Below are 16,946 nucleotides of genomic sequence, written 5' to 3'. Positions count from 1 at the left end.
GCGCCATGACCACCACCATGCTCACGGAGGACCAACTCGCCCTCGTCGAGGCGACGCTCGACTTCACCCAGGACCATCTCACCCCGCACGCCGTGGAGTGGGACCAGACCAAGCACTTCCCGACCGACGTCCTGCGCAAGGCCGCGGGGCTCGGCCTGGGCGGGATCTATGTGCGCGAGGAGAGCGGCGGCAGCGGGCTCGGCCGCACCGACGGCGCGCTGATCATCGAGACCCTGGCCTCCGGCTGCCCGTCCATCGCCGGCTTCGTCTCCATCCACAACATGGTCGCCTGGATGATCGACCACTACGGCGACGCCGCCCAGCGCGAGCGGTGGTTGCCCAGGCTGTGTGCCATGGAGGACCTGGGCAGTTACTGCCTGACCGAACCGGGCGCCGGCTCGGACGCCGCCGCCCTGCGCACCCGTGCCCTGCGCGACGGCGACCACTACGTCCTCACCGGCGTCAAACAGTTCATCTCGGGCGCCGGGGCCTCCCAGGTCTACGTCGTCATGGCGCGCACCGGCGACGACGGCCCGCGCGGCATCTCCGCCTTCCTTGTCGACAGGGACGACCCCGGGCTGTCCTTCGGCCCCAACGAGAAGAAGATGGGCTGGAACGCCCAGCCGACCCGCCAGGTGATCCTCGACCAGGTGCGGGTGCCCGCCGACCGGCTGCTCGGCGGGGAGGGCGCGGGCTTCCGCATCGCCATGCACGGGCTGAACGGCGGCCGGCTCGGGATCGCCGCCTGCTCCCTCGGCGGCGCCCGCGCCGCACTCGACCGCAGCCTGGTCCACCTCGCCGACCGCGAGGCGTTCGGCCGGCGGCTGCTGGACGCGCAGGCGCTGCAGTTCCGGCTCGCCGACATGGCGACCGAACTCACCGCGGCCCGCGCCCTGGTCCACCAGGCCGCCCAGGCCCTGGACCGCGGTGACCCGCAGGCACCGCAGCTGTGCGCGATGGCCAAGCAGTTCGCCACCGACACCGGCTACTCCGTCGCCGACCGCGCCCTGCAACTCCACGGCGGTTACGGATACTTGACCGACTACGGCATCGAGAAGATCGTCCGCGATCTGCGAGTCCACCAGATCCTGGAAGGAACCAACGAGATCATGCGCGTCATCGTCGCCCGCGGCCTGACGGAGGCACTGCGGTGACCCAGACCGACGAGCCCGTCCTCCTGACCACCGAGGGCCGTACCGGCCGCATCACCCTCAACCGGCCCCGCGCCCTCAACGCCCTCACCCACCCCATGGTCGACCGCATCGACGAGGCGCTGACCGCCTGGGAGAAGGACCCCGCGGTCGCGGCCGTGGTCCTCACTGGTGCGGGCGAGCGCGGTCTGTGCGCAGGCGGCGACATCCGCGCCATCTACGAGGACGCGCGTGCGGCAGGCACCGCATCGGCCGCCTTCTGGCGGGCCGAGTACCGGCTGAACGCCCGTATCGCGCACTACCCCAAGCCCTACGTCGCCGTCATGGACGGGATCGTGATGGGCGGCGGCGTCGGCGTCTCCGCCCACGGCGACGTCCGCCTCGTCACCGAACGTTCCAAGATCGCCATGCCCGAGACCGGCATCGGCTTCGTCCCGGACGTCGGCGGCACCTACCTGCTCGGCCTGGCCCCCGGCGAACTCGGCACCCACCTCGCGCTCACCGGCACCGCGATCGGCGCCGGCGACGCCCTGCTGTGCGGCCTCGCCGACCACTTCGTCCCCGCGGACCGCCTTCCCCGGCTGCTCGCCGACCTCGCCACCACCGAGGTCTGGGACGTACTGGAACGCCATGTGCGCCAGCCGCCCCCGGGCGAACTCGCCGCACAGCGCGCCTGGATCGACTCCTGCTACCGCGCGGACACCGTGGAGGAGATCATCGGCCGGCTGCGCGCCCACCCCGCTCCCGCGGCCGGGCAGACCGCCGAGATCCTGGCCCAGAAGTCACCCACCGCCCTCAAGGTCACGCTCGCCGCGGTGCGCCGCGCCCGGCGGCTCGGGCCCCTGGAACGCGTACTGGAACAGGAGTACCGGATCTCCTGCGCCGCCCTGTCCTCGCACGACCTGGTCGAGGGCATCCGTGCCCAGGTCATCGACAAGGACCGGAACCCGAAGTGGTTGCCGGACACGCTGGCGGGGGTCGGTGACGCGGACGTGGACCGGTACTTCGCACCGACCGGGCCGACCGGGCCGTCCGGCCCCTCCGGCCCCGACTCCGGGCTCGGACTCGCCCCTCTGGCAACGGCACAGGAGGTCCCCTGGTGAACGACGCGACCCGCACCATCGGCTTCATCGGCCTGGGCCACATGGGCGGCCCGATGGCGGCCAACCTCGTCAAGGCCGGCCACCGCGTGACCGGATTCGACCTGGTGCCCGAACTCCTCGCCACCGCCGCGGAGTCGGGAGTCGAACCGGCCGCAACGGCGGTGGCGGCCGTGACCGCGGCGGACGTGGTGCTCACCATGCTGCCCGCGGGCCGGCACGTCCTGGGCCTGTACCGGGACGAGGGGCTGCTGGCCGCCGCCCGCCCCGGCACGCTGTTCATCGACTGCTCCACCATCGACGTCGCCGACGCGCGCACCGCCCACGAGGCCGCCGTCGCCGCCGGTATGCGCACCCTGGACGCTCCCGTCTCCGGCGGCGTGGTCGGCGCCGAGGCCGCCACCCTCACCTTCATGGTGGGCGGCGCACAGCCCGAGTTCGCCGACGCCGAACCGCTGCTGGCCGCGATGGGCAAGAAGATCGTGCACTGCGGCGGGGCCGGCGCCGGACAGGCCGCCAAGATCTGCAACAACATGATCCTGGGCATCTCGATGATCGCCGTCAGCGAGGCGTTCGTCCTCGGCGAAAGCCTCGGCCTCTCGCACCAGGCACTCTTCGACGTGGCCTCCACCGCCTCCGGCCAGTGCTGGGCACTGACCACCAACTGCCCCGTACCGGGCCCGGTCCCCGCCAGCCCCGCCAACCGCGACTACGCCCCCGGCTTCGCCGCCCCGCTGATGGCCAAGGACCTCGGCCTGGCCGCCAACGCGGCACGCGCCTGCGGAGTCCCCGCCCGACTCGGCCTGACCGCGGCGGAGTTGTACGCCGCGTACGCCGCGGGAACCGGCGCGCACGAGGACTTCTCCGGCATCGTGCGGACCCTGCGGAACGGGGCCGCCACCGCGCCCACCTCCGAACCCCACCGCGACGCGAAGGACGGCACCCCCGCATGACCCCACCCCACGAGGCGGCCTACGAGACCATCCTGGTCGAACGCAGGGGCCGCACCGCCCTGGTGACCCTCAACCGCCCCAAGGCGCTCAACGCCCTCAACCTCCACGTCATGAACGAGGTCGTCGCGGCGACCGAGGCACTCGACCGCGACCCGGACATCGGCTGCATCGTCCTGACCGGCTCGGCCAAGGCGTTCGCGGCCGGAGCCGACATCAAGGAGATGGCCCCGCAGGGCTATCTCGACATGTACCTCACCGACTGGTTCGCCGCCTGGGACCGCCTGGGACAGCTGCGCACCCCGACCCTCGCGGCGGTTTCCGGCTTCGCCCTCGGCGGCGGCTGCGAACTCGCCATGCTCTGCGACATCCTGCTCGCGGCCGACACCGCCGTCTTCGGACAGCCGGAGATCAAGCTGGGCGTCATCCCCGGCATCGGCGGCTCCCAACGGCTCACCCGCGCCGTCGGCAAGGCCAAGGCGATGGAGATGTGCCTGACCGGCCGCACCATGGACGCCACCGAGGCGGAACGCGCCGGCCTGGTCTCCCGCATCGTCCCCGCGGCCGACCTGCTCGACGAGGCCCTCGCGGTCGCCGAGACCGTCGCGGGCATGTCGCTGCCGGTGGCGATGATGGCGAAGGAGGCGGTCTCCCGCGCCTTCGAGACGAGCCTGACCGAGGGCGTCCGCTTCGAACGGCGGCTGTTCCACGCGGTGTTCGCGACCCAGGACCAGAAGGAGGGCATGCGCGCCTTCATCGACAAGCGGCCGCCGGAGTTCCGGCACCGCTGAAGGCCGCACCCCGCACCCCGCGCTGCGGCCGGCCTCGCCCGCGGCGGATCCCTCCCCCGGATCCGCCGCGGGCCCCAGGCACCCTCAGCTCACGAGGACGACGTCGCGGGCTGTCCCGTCGCGCACACGGCCGGCCCGGTGTGCTCGCGGCCGACCGCCCCTTCCGGCCCGTCTTCCGACGCCGCCTCCTCGACGCTCTCTCCCGGGTGCATGACCTGCACGTCACGCAGCAGGCCGTCCACCAGGTCGTCCACGTCGAGGCGCTTCTCCACCGAACGCAGGTCGGTCAGACCGGCCCGGAGCGTGACCCGGGGCGGCGCGAGGAGCTGGCAGCAGTCCTCGTCCGGCAGCACGGAGATCTCCGCGGTGCCGATGGACCGGGCCTCGTCGATGATCTCCTGCTTCTCCCAGCCGACCAGCGGCCGCAGGACCGGCAGGGTGGCCGCCTCGTCGACGGCGGCCATGTTCGCCAGTGTCTGGCTGGCCACCTGCCCCAGGCTGTCGCCGGTCACCAGCGCCTCCGCCCGGAGGCGGCCCGCCAGCGCGGAGGCCGTGCGGACCATCAGCCGCCGCTGCGCGACGACCTGGAGCCGGCCGGCCCCCGCGATCGCCAACTGCTTCTGCGCATGGCCCAGGGCGATGACATGCAGCCGCCCGCCGGGCTGGTAGCGATTGAGCTCACGGGCCAGGGCATAAGCCTTGTACAGCGAAGCGGCGTTGGTGTACGGCGCGCCCGTGAAGTGCACGAAGTCGCAGCGCAGCCCCCGGCGCATCGCCCGGTAGGCCGCCACCGGCGAGTCGTACCCGCCGGACAGCAACACCAGCGCGCGCCCACTGGAACCGACCGGCAGCCCGCCCTGGCCCGGAAGACGGACCCAGGAGACGTAGCTCTCCTTGTGGTCGATCTCGACCGAGACCCGTACGTCCGGAGCGGAGAGGTTCACCGGCACCGGCCCCAGGGCCGCAAGGACCCGCGCCCCGAGAAACCGCTCGAACTGCGAGGAGGTCATCTCGAAGTCCTTGTTCCGGCGCTTGACCCGCACCGCGAAGGTGATCGCGGGCCGCTCGGCCCGGGCCCCGGCGACCGCGCCCACGACCGCCTCGGTGATGGCCTGGACGGTGCTCGGGACGCGCAGGGCCGGCTCCACCGCGTTGAACCCGATCACCCGGCGGGCGCGCTCGACGAGGACGTCCTGCGGGACCTGGCCACCGAGCACGGTGATGTTCTGCAGGGACTTGATCCAGGTGGAGCCGCCGACCCCGCGCAGCGCGCCGCGGAGGTTGTCGTGCAGCCGCTCGGTGAAGCGGTGCCGGTTGCGGCCCTTGAGGAAGATCTCACCGTGTTTGAGCAGGACGCAGTACCCCTCCGGGCTCGGTGTCCTGAGGGCGGGAAGGGCGGAAGCGCTTGCTTCACCGGGCACGAAACTCTCCTTCGCGAGTCGTCGTGAGAACCGGCGCCGGACCGTGCACGCGAGGCGGGCCCCGCGCACCACCAGGCACGGCGGGGCGGAACCGCACCACTCGCTCAACGGCCCCGCGACCGGGACGCTGTGGACGTGTGCGCGGCGATCTCGTGATCTCACCCCGCACCGGCAGTGGCAGGTCTTCGGACTCGTGGGCACGTACCGAAGGACGGGACACCTACTGACCGTCGCTTCCCAGGCACCCTGTGTACCCAGTGCTCGATGACGGCGGTCGTTCCCACATACCGCTGCGAGGCAGTCCCGGATTCCCACCGGGTTCCCTCTTGCGACACCCCGCCTGGAGGACGGGGCGAACCAGCTGCCGGTACAGGGTAGACAAGGCGGCACGCGGTCCGTGAATCCAGCGAGGGCTTTGGGCGGCTGAAGGCCGTCCGAAGCCCCCGCATACGGAAGCGCGCCAACGCGACGTCCGTTTCCTGCCAGCACTCGCCCGTGCGCCGAGCCAGCATGAGCACATGACCAGGTACACCGTGCTCCCCGTAGACCCGGCCGTCCTCAAGGAACTGCGGATCGCCGATGACGCGGGCCGCCCCTGCGCCCCGTACACCGTGACCGACGACGACGCGGGCTCCCCGCTGCGCTGCTGCCTGCGCCCCACCAGGCCCGGCGAGCGCATCGCCCTCGTCTCCTACGCCCCGCTGCGACGCTGGGCCGCCGCCGGCGGGGCCCTCCCGGGCGCCTACGACGAACAGGGCCCCGTCTTCATCCACGCCGAGGAATGCGAGGGGTTCACCCCCGGCGACGGCTACCCCTTCGATCGGCCGGGCGCCCTGCGCACCGTGCGCCGCTACGACGCCCGGGGCCATATCGCCGGCGGACGCCTCCTGGAGATTCCGGCCGACGCCACCACCGGCTTCGACGCGGCCTTCGACGAGGCGTTCAGCGACCCGGACGTGGTGCTCGTACACGTCAGGGCACTGGAATACGGGTGCTTCTTCTTCGAGGTGCGACGGCCCTCCACCGAGCCGCGGTAGCCGCCACGCCACCTGACCGGCCGGTGTCGACGGACCGGCTGTCCGAAGGGGACGGGGGAGTCCAACGTCCGGTTGCCGGACCGGACTTGGGCGTCAACGGGCCTTCGGCGACCGCAGTCGCCGGGTGGCCTGGGCCGCGTCCCGCAGCAGTGCCGCACTGTCCGCACAGGGACGGCCGTCGACGAGGTGGGGCCGGCCGGCGACGAGGACCGTGTCGAGGTGGGAGCGGTCCATCTGGAGAACGACGGTGCTGTAGGCGTCGTGGACGGGGGCCACGTCGGGACGGTCGGCGCGCAGCACGAGCAGGTCGGCCTGCTTGCCGGGGGTGAGGGAACCGGTACGGCCTTCCAGGCCGAGGCTGCGGGCTCCGTCGACGGTGGCCATGCGCAAGATGTCGCGGACGCCGACCGGGGCGGTGACGGGCCGCTGCTGGTGGTGCCAGGCACGGCGGGCGGCCTGATAAGCGCCACGCATCTGGGAGAACATGTCGCCGGAGACGGTCGTCTCGACGTCGGCACTCAGGCTGACCAGCAGGCCGGGAACGGCCTTGGCCGCATGCGTCATGGGGTAGCCGTGCCCCATGATCATTTCGATGGGGGCGGAGACGGAGACGCTGCCGCCGGCATCGGCGACGATCCGCAGTTCCTCGGCGCTCATGCCGTTGCCGTGAATGACGGTGGTGCCGGGCACGAGCGCGCCGATGTCACGCAGCCGGGCCGCGGAGAGGGAGCCGGAGAAGTGCCGCGCCGTGCGCAGGCCCAGGTCTTTGGCGAGGGCCGCGTTGGCACGCTCGGCGTCGTCGTCTCCGCCGGTCTCGGTGACCAGCGCCATGGTGACCAGTGCGCGGTCGTCGTGAAGGATCTCGGAGCGGACGCGGCGGGCGTCGGCGGGCAGGGCGCAGCCGTGGGCGACCGCGTAGGGATAGCTGTTGCCGTAGGCGAAGACCGCTCGCAGGCCGGCCTCCTGCAAGGCCGTGACCAGGGCGTCGCTGCGCTCGGGGGTGTCCTGGATGTTGGAGATGTCCTGCACGGTGGTGACGCCGGAGGCCAGTGCGGCGCGGGCGCTGAGCAGTTGTCCGGTGTAGAGCTCGGCGGGTGTGAGGGCCGGGCCGTGGGTGTTGAGGATGACGTCGTAGTAGTCCTTCAGGCTGTGCGCCGGGCCGATGCCGCGGAACAGGCCCTGCCACATGTGGCGGTGGGTGTCGACGAACCCCGGCACGATGATGCAGCCGCCGGCGTCCACGACGTCCGCGTGGCGGGGTGCGTCGAGGTGCTCGGCCACAGCCGTGATGTGCTCGCCTTCGACGAGCAGGTCGCCATGGTCGAAGTCGCCCAGTGCGGGGTCCATGGTGAGCAGACGGGCGTTGCGGAAGAGTCGGGCGGACATGATCCTCCTTGCGGATCGGGCAGATTCCCCGGGTCGGGCCGGCTGAAGTCCGGCTGATGCGGGGCGCGTTCGGGACGGTGTGCCCCTCGCGGTCGTCGGGCTTGACGAGAACCCAGGCCACGACGCCGACGGGCGGCCGAGCGACGTCGTCGAGGATCCCGGCCCCGCCCACCACCATCGGCCACGGCACCACGATGACCGAGCCAGGAGGGCGATGACGCAAGAATGAACGCACACAAGAGAGGCGTTGGGAGAATGCGTGACGATCGACGTCCTGGACCTGAAAATCATCCATGCGCTGTCGCTGGACGGCAGGGCCTCGTTCCGCTCCCTGGCCAAGGCCCTGGAGGTCTCCCCGCAGACCGTGCAACGCCGGTACGCACGGTTGCGCAGCAGCTCCTCCCTACGCGTCCTGGGCCGCACCTACCCGGAAGCCGTCGGGGACGAGCAGTGGTTCCTCCGCCTGAAATGCGCTCCAGGTGCCACCGATGACGTGGCCTTGGCCTTGGCCCGCCACGCAGAGACGGACTGGATCCACCTCACCTCCGGCGGAACCGAGATCGTCTGCACGACGCGCAACCCGGAGGACGTCGAGTCCGCCCTGCTGCGCAGTCTCCCGCGCACTCCGCGCGTGACGTCACTGGTCGCGCAGTGTCTCCTGCACACCTACTACGGCGGCCCCCAGAACCCGATGGTGGACAAGACCAGCCCGCTCTCCACACGCCAGATCGAACAGCTCAGATTCCCGACCGCCTCGCCCGCACCTGCGACGTTGACGCGCACCGACCAGGCGTTGCTCAAGGTCCTGCACGTCGACGGCCGTGCCGAGAACCAGGAACTCGCCCGCGCGGCGGACTGCTCCGCCTCCACGGCCCATCGCCGCGTGACGGAACTGCGCCGACACGGCGTGCTCTACTTCGACCTCGACTACGATCCCCGCCTTGTGGACCGCTCGAAAGCGGTGATGCTCTGGGCGTCCGTGGCACCGAGAGCCCTGGAGGAAGCCGGCCGCGCCCTCGCCGAGCACAAAGAGGTCTCCTTCGCCACCTCCACCACCGGCCCCACCAACCTCTACGCGGCCCTCACATCCCCCAACTCCCGCTCCCTGCACACTTATCTCACCGGCCCCCTCGCCGATCTCCCTGGACTCACCCACGTCGAAACCGCCCCCGTCACCCGAACCGTCAAGAGCGCCGGCACCCTTCGCCGGTAGCCGCGGGCCACCGCACCGGCGCCTGCTGAGCGGCGACGGCCCCCTACGCCCCGAGGGCGTGCGCCAGGGCCTCGTCCAGGAGTTCCCGCAGGGCCGAGGAGGTCGGTGCGACCGCGGTGGCGAGGAGGGCCGGGCCGGCGGCCGGCGGGGCGAGGACGGCGCAGCCGTCGTGGGTGCCGTCGCGGAGCAGGACGGGGTCCTGAGGGGCGTCCATGTCCGGGTGCCAGGCATGCCGAAGGTCGCGGAGCACTTCCCACGGGTGGCGTGCCAGGCGCTCGCCGATCATCAACGGGAGCAGCCGACGAGACGAGCCGGAACACGGATCCTGTACTCGATCAGGTGGCATCGAGGTGCCGAGGTCTACTGCCGGGGGCGAGGGGTGGCGCTGACAGGCGGTGTCAGCCCGGGCCGCCGCCGAAGCTGATCTCATCGCCGTCCGTCTCGCGACGACCTGACCCGACGCCGTCCGGACGGTGTTTCCCCGCACCGCGCTACTGGGTACCGGGGCCTGCCCCAGTACCCAGTAGCTGCCCCCGGAGCGGCCGACGCCGCGCCGCCCTCGATGCGGGGTTCGCGGCACTTATCCGGCCGCTCGGGCGGGCGGAACCGGGCTGCGCCTCGACGACGCAGCCCGGCCGGTCGTGTCAGGCCTCGCGGCTGGTGACCTCAAGGAGGTGGAAACCGAACTGGGTCTTCACCGGGCCCTGGACCGTGCCGACCGGGGCGGAGAAGACGACGGTGTCGAACTCCTTGACCATCTGGCCCGGGCCGAACGAACCGAGGTCGCCGCCCTGGCGCCCCGAGGGGCACGTGGAGTGCTGCTTGGCAAGCTCGCCGAAGTCCGCTCCGGCCTCGATCTGCGCCTTCAGCTCCGCCGCCTTGTCCTCGCTGGGGACCAAGATGTGACGTGCGGTTGCCTTAGCCATGTGTTACACCCTTTCGATTTCACATCAACGCTGCCGAGGGTTGCGGGCCAAGGGATCTTCCGGGTGGTGACGATCACGTCCCCATCCGGCGCAGGTCGCTTCGGCCCCCGTCGGCAGCCCCGTAAGTCGGGCATGCACCATCTCACAGGCGATCACACGGTGTCCCATCGAGAGGGGGCCTGGCCGATGGTGGTCGACCAGGACCGCGCTTGGGGCGCGTGGTGCCGATATGGGTCGTGGACACCTCGGGGGCTGGACGGATCGTCCAGGCTGGACTTAAAGTCCAGTCATGGAGACAGTGGACGAGGGACCCGACCCTCGCGTGCGGATGTGGGAGCCGGCGTGCCAGGCCGTGGCGCTGCTGCTCGGTCCGTACGCCGAGGTGGTCCTGCACGACCCGGACACCGACCGGATGTTGGCCATCTGGAATCCGATGAGCGCGCGCGGCCCGGGAGATCCGTCGCTGCTGGGGGAGCTGGACGCCCTCGATCCGTCGGCTCGGGACGTGTTCGGGCCGTACGAGAAGCTGCTCGCCGACGGCCGGAGCCTGTCCTCGGTCAGCGCGATCCTGCGCGACACGGACGGCAAGGCCTCGGCGGTGATGTGCATCAACCTCGACCGCACGCCGCTGGAGCAGGCCGCAGCCGTGCTGTCCGCGTTCGGCGCTCCGACCGTGCCCCGGCCGGAGCCGCTGTTCGAGCAGGACTGGAGCGAGCGCGTCCAGCACATTGTCGGCGGATATGTGCGCGAGTGCGGCCGCCCGGTGGAGCGGTTGACCCGCGCCGACCGCCTGGCCGTCCTCGCCCGGCTCGACGAGGCCAAGGTCTTCGCCGTGCGCCGTGCCACCCCCGCCGTCGCCCGCACCCTGCGGGTCTCGCGCTCCACCCTCTACGGCCTGCTGGCCGAACTCAGAGCACCCGACAAGAAGGGCCGGCACGATGACCCAGCTGCCTGACTTCCGCCTGGAAACCTACTTCTCCCGCTGGGAGTTCGTCGCCCGCCACCACATGACCGCCTCCGACATGCAGACCATGGGGCTCGGCGAACTGCTCACGCTGGCGGACGACCAGGACCGGGCCGCGTTCGAGAACATGTCCCTGGGCTACACCACCCCCCGCGGCGATCCGGCGTTGCGCGAGGCGATCGCCCGGTCCTACGAGCGGGTGGACGCCGACGACGTCATCTGCTTCGCGGGTGCCGAGGAAGCGCTCTACATCGCGATGAACGTCCTCCTCGACGCCGGTGACCACGCGGTGGTGGTGACCCCGAACTACCAGGCGGCCGAGACCGTACCGCTGTCCCTGTGCGAGGTCACCGGTGTCGCCCTCGACCCGGACAACGACTGGGAATTGGACCTCGACCAGATCAAGGCGGCGATCCGGCCGAACACCCGGGTGGTGTCGGTGAACTTCCCCAACAACCCCACCGGCAAGGTCATCAGCGTCGCCGCCTTCGCCGAACTGGCCCGCATGTGCGACGAGCGCGGCATCCATCTGTTCAGCGACGAGGTCTACCGCGGCCTGGAACGCGATCCGGCCCGGACCCTGCCGCAGGCCGCCGACCTGTCCGCGCGCGGCCTGTCGCTGAACGTGACCTCCAAGGCCCTGGGTCTGCCGGGCCTGCGCATCGGATGGATCGTCTGCCGCGACCGCGCCCTGATCGACCGGCTGGAGCGCGCCAAGCACTACACCACCATCTGCAACTCCGGCCCCAGTGAGATCCTGGCCCGTATCGCCCTCAAGGCCCGCACGACGATCCTGGACCGCAACCGCGCCCTGCTCACGCGGAACCAGCCGGTCTTCGACGCGTTCTTCGCCGAGTTCCCGGACACCTTCGAGTGGCAGGCACCGGACGGCGGCTGCGTCGCCTTCCCCCGCTACCTCGGCCCGGAGGGCGTCGAGGAATTCTGCACCCGCCTGGTGGAGGAGGCCGGCATCTTCCTGCTGCCCGCCGGCATCTACCGCTCCGAGCTCACGCCCACCCCCACCGACCGGTTCCGCATCGGCATCGGCCGGGCCAATCCCGAAGAGGGCGTGGCCGCCCTCATCCAGTGGATGCGAGCCCATCGATGAACCTGCCCGTCTTCGCCGTCGCCGACATCGAACGAGCGGCCACCGCGGACCTGGTCCTCGACACCGTCCGCGACGCGCTGACCGCCCACGCCCACGGCCGCACCACCGTGCCGCCACCGTTGCACCTGCAGTTCCCCGACGCCGACGGGGACTGCCACGTCAAAGCGGGCTGGGTCACCGACGCCCCCAGCTTCACCGTCAAGATCGCGACCGGCTTCTACCGCAACCCCCGGACCGGCCTGCCCAGCAACCACGGCCTGGTCTGCGTCGTCAGCGCCCGGACCGGCCAGGTCCAGGCGATCCTCGACGACAAGGGCCTGCTCACCGCCTGGCGCACCGCCGCCGCGGGCGCGCTGACCACCCACGCCATGGCCCGCCCCGATGCGACGACCCTGGCCGTCTTCGGCACCGGAGAACAGGCCCGGCTCCAGGTCGAGTGGCTCGCCAGGCTCCGCCCGATCAGTACGGTGCTCGTCCACGGCCGGAGCGAGGACCGGGCCCGTGCCCTGTGCGGGGAGTTCACGGCGCGCGGGCTGCCCGCCCGACCCGCCTCCGCCGAGGAGGCCGCCGGCGCCGACATGGTCGTCACCACCACCCCCGCCGCCGCCCCGGTGCTGGACGCCGCCCATGTCCGGGACGGCGCGCACGTGACCGGGATAGGCACCGACATGCCTCACAAGAACGAACTCCCCCCGGCGCTCTTCGGCCGCGCCGCGCTGATCGCGACCGACGATCACGAACAGTGCCTGCACCACGGCGACTTCGGCCACGCCGTGCGCGCCGGAACCGCCGACTCCGGCGCCGACACCCCCATCGGCCTCCTCCTCGACAAGCCGGTCGGGCGACCCGACGACGCGATCACCGTCGGGGACCTGACCGGTGTCGGCGCACTCGATGCAGCCGTCGCCTCAGCGGTCCTGCGCGAACTCTCCGCTTGATCCTCCGACCCGCGGAGAGGCGAGAGGGGAGCTCGTGAGCCGGGGTGTCCACGTCCCGTGGATGCGGGGAACCGGGCCGCCCGGGCCGGCCGTTCGGCGGCCGGGGCGGCCCGTCGGGGTTCACGGGTTCACGGGTTCACGGATTCAGGGATTGACCACCTTCCAGCGTTCGGGCTGGATGTCGTTGCACGTGGCGAGGAGGACCTTGCCCTGGTCGCCGTTGGGGCCCATCAGGCACAGGTGGGTGGCCTCGTTGCGGTAGCGGATGGTGCCGTCCGCGTAGGTCTCGGCCAGCCAGCGCTGGCCGGCCCCGCCGACGCCGCGCGCGGCGTCACAGGTCCGCAGCACGGGTTCGGTCTGGTCGGTGGCGTGCTCGTCGCGGGCGCCCAGGCACTGGTTGCGACCGTCCAGGCTCTGGAAGCGGACCAGGTTGTCGCCCGGGTCGATCCGCTGGATGTTCCAGCCGAAGCTCTTGCGCTCGTAGAACAGCCAGTAGATCCACCACCACTTGGGCGGAGCGGGTTGGGCGTGGACGCGGGTCCCGGACACCGAGCCGTTCCGTAGCAGGCGGCCGCCGAGCCAGGATTCCAGGCGTACGTTGCCGGCGGTCGTCGGCCAGTCCTTGGGCAGTGCGGCGGCGTTGTCCCACCAGCGCTGGTCGGCGTTGCCGGTGCACGGCGCCGCGGTCACCTGCTTGCCGGACGGGGTCAGGCAGAGCCCGGGGGCGGCCACGTTCCGCCACCGCTGCGGTCCGCCGTTGTCCTGGCCCCACCCCGGGTCGTCCCGGGGGTCGCTGATCGTCCACTGCGCCCGCGGGTCGTCACACGGACCGGCGACGATCCGGGAGGAGGACGCGTCCCGACGGACGTTCGGCGCTATGGAGACGCAGTCCCCCATCGCGACGTTCTGGAGGAAGTTCGCGCCCCCGCCGGTGGTGAACATGCGGAAGGTCTGGTTGTTGCCGTAGTCGGGGGCGCCGATCCCCATCGAGCGGTCCGCGTTCTCCTGCAGCAGGTCGCCGGTCCGGGTCGGCAGCACCGTGGAGAAGGTGTGTGACGGAACGGGCGCCTGGGCCGGCGGGGGTGTCTGGGCGAAGTGCACCTCCGCGTGGTCGGACCCGCCACCGCGCGGGCGGTTCGCGACGAAGCGGCCGGGCAGGCCGTGCGTGATCGCGTAGTCCAGCTCGCTGGGGGTGTCGCCGTTGATGTGCGTCGGCTGGCGGGTGCGCACCAGGGTCTCGTCGGGGCGCAGGTGCAGCGAGTGGTCGTGGGCGTCGGCGTCGCTGCGGTTGAGGATGTTCAGGTTGAAGTCACCGACCATGACCCAGTTGGGGTGGGCCGGGTTCTCGGCGGCGAAGTTGCGGACCACGCGGAGCAGTTCGGGGACATCTTCGCCGCGGGCGTGGGTGTTCCAGTACCAGGTGTTCCCGAACCGCAGGCCGAGCAGCGGACGTGCCCGGTAGCGGTTGTTCGGGGCGTTCGGGTCCGGGTCGTAGGCCGGGTTGTCGAGCACTTCGACCTGGTCGGCCGGGGCGTCGCTGACGGTCGCCAGGTTCACCCGGCCGCCGTCCCAGAGGTCCAGGTCGGTACCGGCGAGCCTGCGGGGGTCGGTCTGGAGGAAGTACACATAGCGGTCGACGCCCCGGGCGATCTGCCAGCGCGTGAACGTGACGGAACTGGGCTGGTGGTAGGGGCGGGTCCTGCCGAGTCGGATCGAGCGGAAGTTGTTCCGGTGTTCGTCCGCCGGCATGGGTGGCCCGGAGCCGGCCTCCTGCAGCGCCACCACCGCGTTCTGCGCGGCCAGTGGCGCGATCTCCGAACGCCACCGACTGCCGTTGTCGGAGCCCAGCATGTTGTACGTCGCGAACGGTGAACTGCCGTCACCGTTCACGGCGTGCGCCGGCGCAGCGGTCAACGGAACGGTCAGCAGGGCCGCCACTCCGCTCAGGACGGCGACCACGGCGGTGATCCACCGTCGTGACCGTCGTCGCGTCCTCGTGGTCCGCGGGGTCTCCACGATCCGCGGACGGTTGTCTCCACTCAACGATCAAGTCTCTTTCGTCGGCCCCCGGGCCGGGCGGCCCGGGGGACTGCCGAGGCCGCCGACGCTTCGTGGCGGCACCGTGCTGCCGCGTGGGCAGCAGAGCGGGACCGGGGCTCGCCCCCGATCCGCTGTCGAGCGAGTGGTGCACGGACCGTCGGGTGAGCGGTCGCCGGTCCGTCGGACAGAGGAGACGGCAGAGCGCGTTCACGTGGTTCAGGGCCCATCGATATCCGGCCCCACTCCCGCACCTCTGGCCCCGCGCCGGTCGTCAGGCGGCTGGCCAGCGCGAAAGGGAACGGCGAAGTTCGCACCTGCACGCGACCCGGCGGCGCGGCGCCACGGCCCCGGACCGCCCCGAGAAGGCCCCGGCCTGGCGAGACGCCGCATCGGCCCGAACTCCGCGGAGACGAGCCGACGTTGTCCGTATCCGGGTGCTTGTGAAAGGGAGGAAAGGGGAGCAGCGGACAGCGCCATGCCGACGTATGAGGGCGGGTTGCACGGCCGGGCGGTCGTCCTCCTGCGGGCTGGGCGCGGTGCCCGTACGGTTCCCGGACCGTCAGCCCTGGTGGCGCCACCAGAAGGACGCGGGGTGGAAGTGCCGGGTCACTCCGAGCCGCCGCCAGAGGGGGCGCAGGATCTCCCGCAGTGCGGGGTCGGCGTGGGTGACCACCGACCACATCGGCCCGCACACCGACCTGCTCCCCGCCTTCCCTACCTGGGGCATCCGCATCCCGCCCGGCCCGCCACCCGACGGGGACCGGTACCGCTCTCCGGCAGCGCTCAGGGGAGGCGCAGCACGGGCTTGATGACCTCGCCCGCGGCCGCGGCGCGGGCGGCCTCCTCGATCTGGTGGAACGGGAATTCGGTGATGATCGCGTCGAGGGGCAGGGCCCCTTCGCGGTACAGGGCGACGAGGCGGGGGATGAAGTCGGCGGGTGTCGCGTCCCCTTCGATGACGCCGCGGATCCGGACGCCCTTGGTCATCACCGTCATGACGTCGAACTCGGCGCGGCCGCCGATGCCCACCAGGGCCAGGGTGCCGCGCTGGGCGAGGGAGTCGATGGCCTGGTTGATCACCGCGGGCTGGCCGGTGGTGTCGAGGGCGAAGCCCGCGCCGCCCTCGGCGTGGACGCGGACCTCGGCCGCGACGTCCTCGACGGTGCCGGGGTCGAGGGCCGCGACTGCGCCGAGCTTGCGGGCCTTGTCGCGTCGGGCCGCGAGCGGGTCGACGGCGATGACGCGGCAGCCCTCGGCGACCGCGGTCATGACGGAGGTGAGGCCGACGCTGCCCGCGCCGAAGACCACCACGGACGAACCCCGCGGCGGGCGCAGCACGTTGAGGATGGTGCCGGCTCCTGTCTGCACCCCGCAGCCGAGCGGGGCGGCGATCGTCGGCGGGAGGTCCGCGGGGACCTTGACCACGTTGCTCGCGTGGGCCAGGGCGTGGGTGGCGAAGGAGGACTGGTTGAAGAAGCTGCCGTAGACGGTCGATCCGTCGCCGGCCAGGGACAGCGGGCTGCTGCCGTCGGGCCGGGTGCCGCCGGCGTTGAGGGCGTGGATGCCCGCCTCGCAGTAGGCGTGGTGGCCGGTCGCGCACTGGCCGCAGGACGTGCAGCTGCGATAGCTCAGGCAGACGTGGTCGCCCGGCCGTACGGTGGTGACGCGGTCGCCCACGGCCGCCACGACGCCGGCGCCCTCGTGGCCGAAGACCATCGGGCTCAGCTGCGCCGGCCACTTCTGCCGGGCGCTCAGATCGGTGTGGCAGATGCCGGCCGCCGTGACCTTGACCAGGACCTCGTCGGACCGTGGCGAGTCGAGCACGAGGTCGTCGCGGAGGGTGAAGGGACCTCCGGTGGTTTCCACTACGGCTGCCTGGATGCGCATCAACGTGGCGACTTTCTCAGGGGGTTGGTTGGTG

16 protein-coding genes and 1 riboswitch are annotated in these 16,946 nt (G+C 71.8%); of the genes, 9 read left to right on the top strand and 7 right to left on the bottom strand.

The window, feature by feature from the left end:
• Window positions 1-5: 5 nt before the first annotated feature.
• Genes ACIQE0_RS11870 through ACIQE0_RS11855 form a run of 4 tightly spaced genes read left to right on the top strand, consistent with a single transcriptional unit; the run spans window position 6 to window position 3,992 of the window.
• Window positions 6-1,154 (top strand): acyl-CoA dehydrogenase family protein, encoded by a 1,149-nt coding sequence (locus tag ACIQE0_RS11870; RefSeq protein ID WP_366335952.1) that lies wholly within the window; start codon window positions 6-8, stop codon window positions 1,152-1,154.
• The gene (locus tag ACIQE0_RS11865) at window positions 1,151-2,254 is read left to right on the top strand and encodes an enoyl-CoA hydratase/isomerase family protein (protein WP_402330955.1); all 1,104 of its coding nucleotides are present in this window, start codon (window positions 1,151-1,153) and stop codon (window positions 2,252-2,254) included. The genes ACIQE0_RS11870 and ACIQE0_RS11865 overlap by 4 nt, the downstream gene beginning before the upstream one ends.
• 41 nt (window positions 2,255-2,295) lie before the next feature.
• Complete coding sequence (gene mmsB, locus ACIQE0_RS11860; protein ID WP_402331072.1) at window positions 2,296-3,204, top strand: 3-hydroxyisobutyrate dehydrogenase; 909 nt, start codon at window positions 2,296-2,298, stop codon at window positions 3,202-3,204.
• Entirely contained in the window at window positions 3,201-3,992 is a 792-nt protein-coding gene (locus ACIQE0_RS11855; protein WP_402330954.1) for an enoyl-CoA hydratase, read from the top strand. Before mmsB ends, ACIQE0_RS11855 begins: the two co-directional genes overlap by 4 nt.
• A gap of 89 nt (window positions 3,993-4,081) precedes the next feature.
• On the opposite strand, the gene thiI is transcribed toward ACIQE0_RS11855, so the two are convergent.
• The gene (gene thiI / locus ACIQE0_RS11850) at window positions 4,082-5,413 is read right to left on the bottom strand and encodes a tRNA uracil 4-sulfurtransferase ThiI (protein WP_402330952.1); all 1,332 of its coding nucleotides are present in this window, start codon (window positions 5,411-5,413) and stop codon (window positions 4,082-4,084) included.
• A 158-nt stretch (window positions 5,414-5,571) separates the two neighbouring features.
• Window positions 5,572-5,790, bottom strand: a riboswitch (cobalamin riboswitch).
• Window positions 5,791-5,931: 141 nt separating this feature from the next.
• On the opposite strand from thiI, the gene ACIQE0_RS11845 reads away from it, so the two are divergent.
• Window positions 5,932-6,450, top strand: coding sequence for a DUF1203 domain-containing protein (locus tag ACIQE0_RS11845; protein ID WP_402330950.1), 519 nt, complete (start codon window positions 5,932-5,934; stop codon window positions 6,448-6,450).
• Between the two features lie 93 nt (window positions 6,451-6,543).
• Here the strand turns inward: ACIQE0_RS11845 and ACIQE0_RS11840 are convergent, their stop codons facing one another.
• Window positions 6,544-7,836 carry an amidohydrolase family protein gene (locus tag ACIQE0_RS11840; protein WP_402330948.1) on the bottom strand — a complete coding sequence of 431 codons (1,293 nt, stop codon included), beginning with the start codon at window positions 7,834-7,836 and terminating at the stop codon, window positions 6,544-6,546.
• Between the two features lie 259 nt (window positions 7,837-8,095).
• Here ACIQE0_RS11840 and ACIQE0_RS11835 point away from each other — a divergent pair, with 259 nt between their 5' ends.
• On the top strand, window positions 8,096-9,049 hold the full coding sequence (locus ACIQE0_RS11835) for an Lrp/AsnC family transcriptional regulator (protein WP_402330946.1): 954 nt from the start codon (window positions 8,096-8,098) through the stop codon (window positions 9,047-9,049).
• A 43-nt stretch (window positions 9,050-9,092) separates the two neighbouring features.
• On the opposite strand, the gene ACIQE0_RS11830 is transcribed toward ACIQE0_RS11835, so the two are convergent.
• Both ACIQE0_RS11830 and ACIQE0_RS11825 read right to left on the bottom strand, forming a co-directional pair.
• A complete protein-coding gene (locus ACIQE0_RS11830; protein WP_402330944.1) occupies window positions 9,093-9,335 on the bottom strand; it encodes a hypothetical protein in 243 nt (80 codons plus the stop codon).
• Between the two features lie 358 nt (window positions 9,336-9,693).
• Window positions 9,694-9,975 carry a peptidylprolyl isomerase gene (locus ACIQE0_RS11825; RefSeq protein ID WP_366335968.1) on the bottom strand — a complete coding sequence of 94 codons (282 nt, stop codon included), beginning with the start codon at window positions 9,973-9,975 and terminating at the stop codon, window positions 9,694-9,696.
• A gap of 289 nt (window positions 9,976-10,264) precedes the next feature.
• Here ACIQE0_RS11825 and ACIQE0_RS11820 point away from each other — a divergent pair, with 289 nt between their 5' ends.
• The 3 genes from ACIQE0_RS11820 to ACIQE0_RS11810 are packed head-to-tail and all read left to right on the top strand — an operon-like array spanning window position 10,265 to window position 12,985.
• Window positions 10,265-10,930: a PAS domain-containing protein gene (locus tag ACIQE0_RS11820; protein WP_366335970.1), complete on the top strand. Its 666-nt coding sequence runs from the start codon at window positions 10,265-10,267 to the stop codon at window positions 10,928-10,930.
• On the top strand, window positions 10,914-12,047 hold the full coding sequence (locus ACIQE0_RS11815; RefSeq protein WP_402330941.1) for an aminotransferase class I/II-fold pyridoxal phosphate-dependent enzyme: 1,134 nt from the start codon (window positions 10,914-10,916) through the stop codon (window positions 12,045-12,047). Before ACIQE0_RS11820 ends, ACIQE0_RS11815 begins: the two co-directional genes overlap by 17 nt.
• Window positions 12,044-12,985 (top strand): ornithine cyclodeaminase family protein, encoded by a 942-nt coding sequence (locus tag ACIQE0_RS11810; RefSeq protein WP_402330939.1) that lies wholly within the window; start codon window positions 12,044-12,046, stop codon window positions 12,983-12,985. The genes ACIQE0_RS11815 and ACIQE0_RS11810 overlap by 4 nt, the downstream gene beginning before the upstream one ends.
• Before the next feature lie 144 nt (window positions 12,986-13,129).
• On the opposite strand, the gene ACIQE0_RS11805 is transcribed toward ACIQE0_RS11810, so the two are convergent.
• From ACIQE0_RS11805 to ACIQE0_RS11795, 3 genes are all read right to left on the bottom strand, one after another.
• Window positions 13,130-15,028 (bottom strand): endonuclease/exonuclease/phosphatase family protein, encoded by a 1,899-nt coding sequence (locus tag ACIQE0_RS11805; RefSeq protein WP_402330937.1) that lies wholly within the window; start codon window positions 15,026-15,028, stop codon window positions 13,130-13,132.
• A 556-nt stretch (window positions 15,029-15,584) separates the two neighbouring features.
• Window positions 15,585-15,719 (bottom strand): hypothetical protein, encoded by a 135-nt coding sequence (locus tag ACIQE0_RS11800; protein WP_402330935.1) that lies wholly within the window; start codon window positions 15,717-15,719, stop codon window positions 15,585-15,587.
• A gap of 89 nt (window positions 15,720-15,808) precedes the next feature.
• A complete protein-coding gene (locus ACIQE0_RS11795) occupies window positions 15,809-16,912 on the bottom strand; it encodes an NAD(P)-dependent alcohol dehydrogenase (protein WP_402330933.1) in 1,104 nt (367 codons plus the stop codon).
• Window positions 16,913-16,946: the final 34 nt, after the last annotated feature.

Origin of the sequence: Streptomyces sp. NPDC093097, from assembly GCF_044754325.1 — a bacterium.
Taxonomy (GTDB): domain Bacteria; phylum Actinomycetota; class Actinomycetes; order Streptomycetales; family Streptomycetaceae; genus Streptomyces.
The sequence above is the reverse complement of the archived record's forward strand: the minus strand, read 5'-3'. Positions and strand labels throughout refer to the sequence as shown.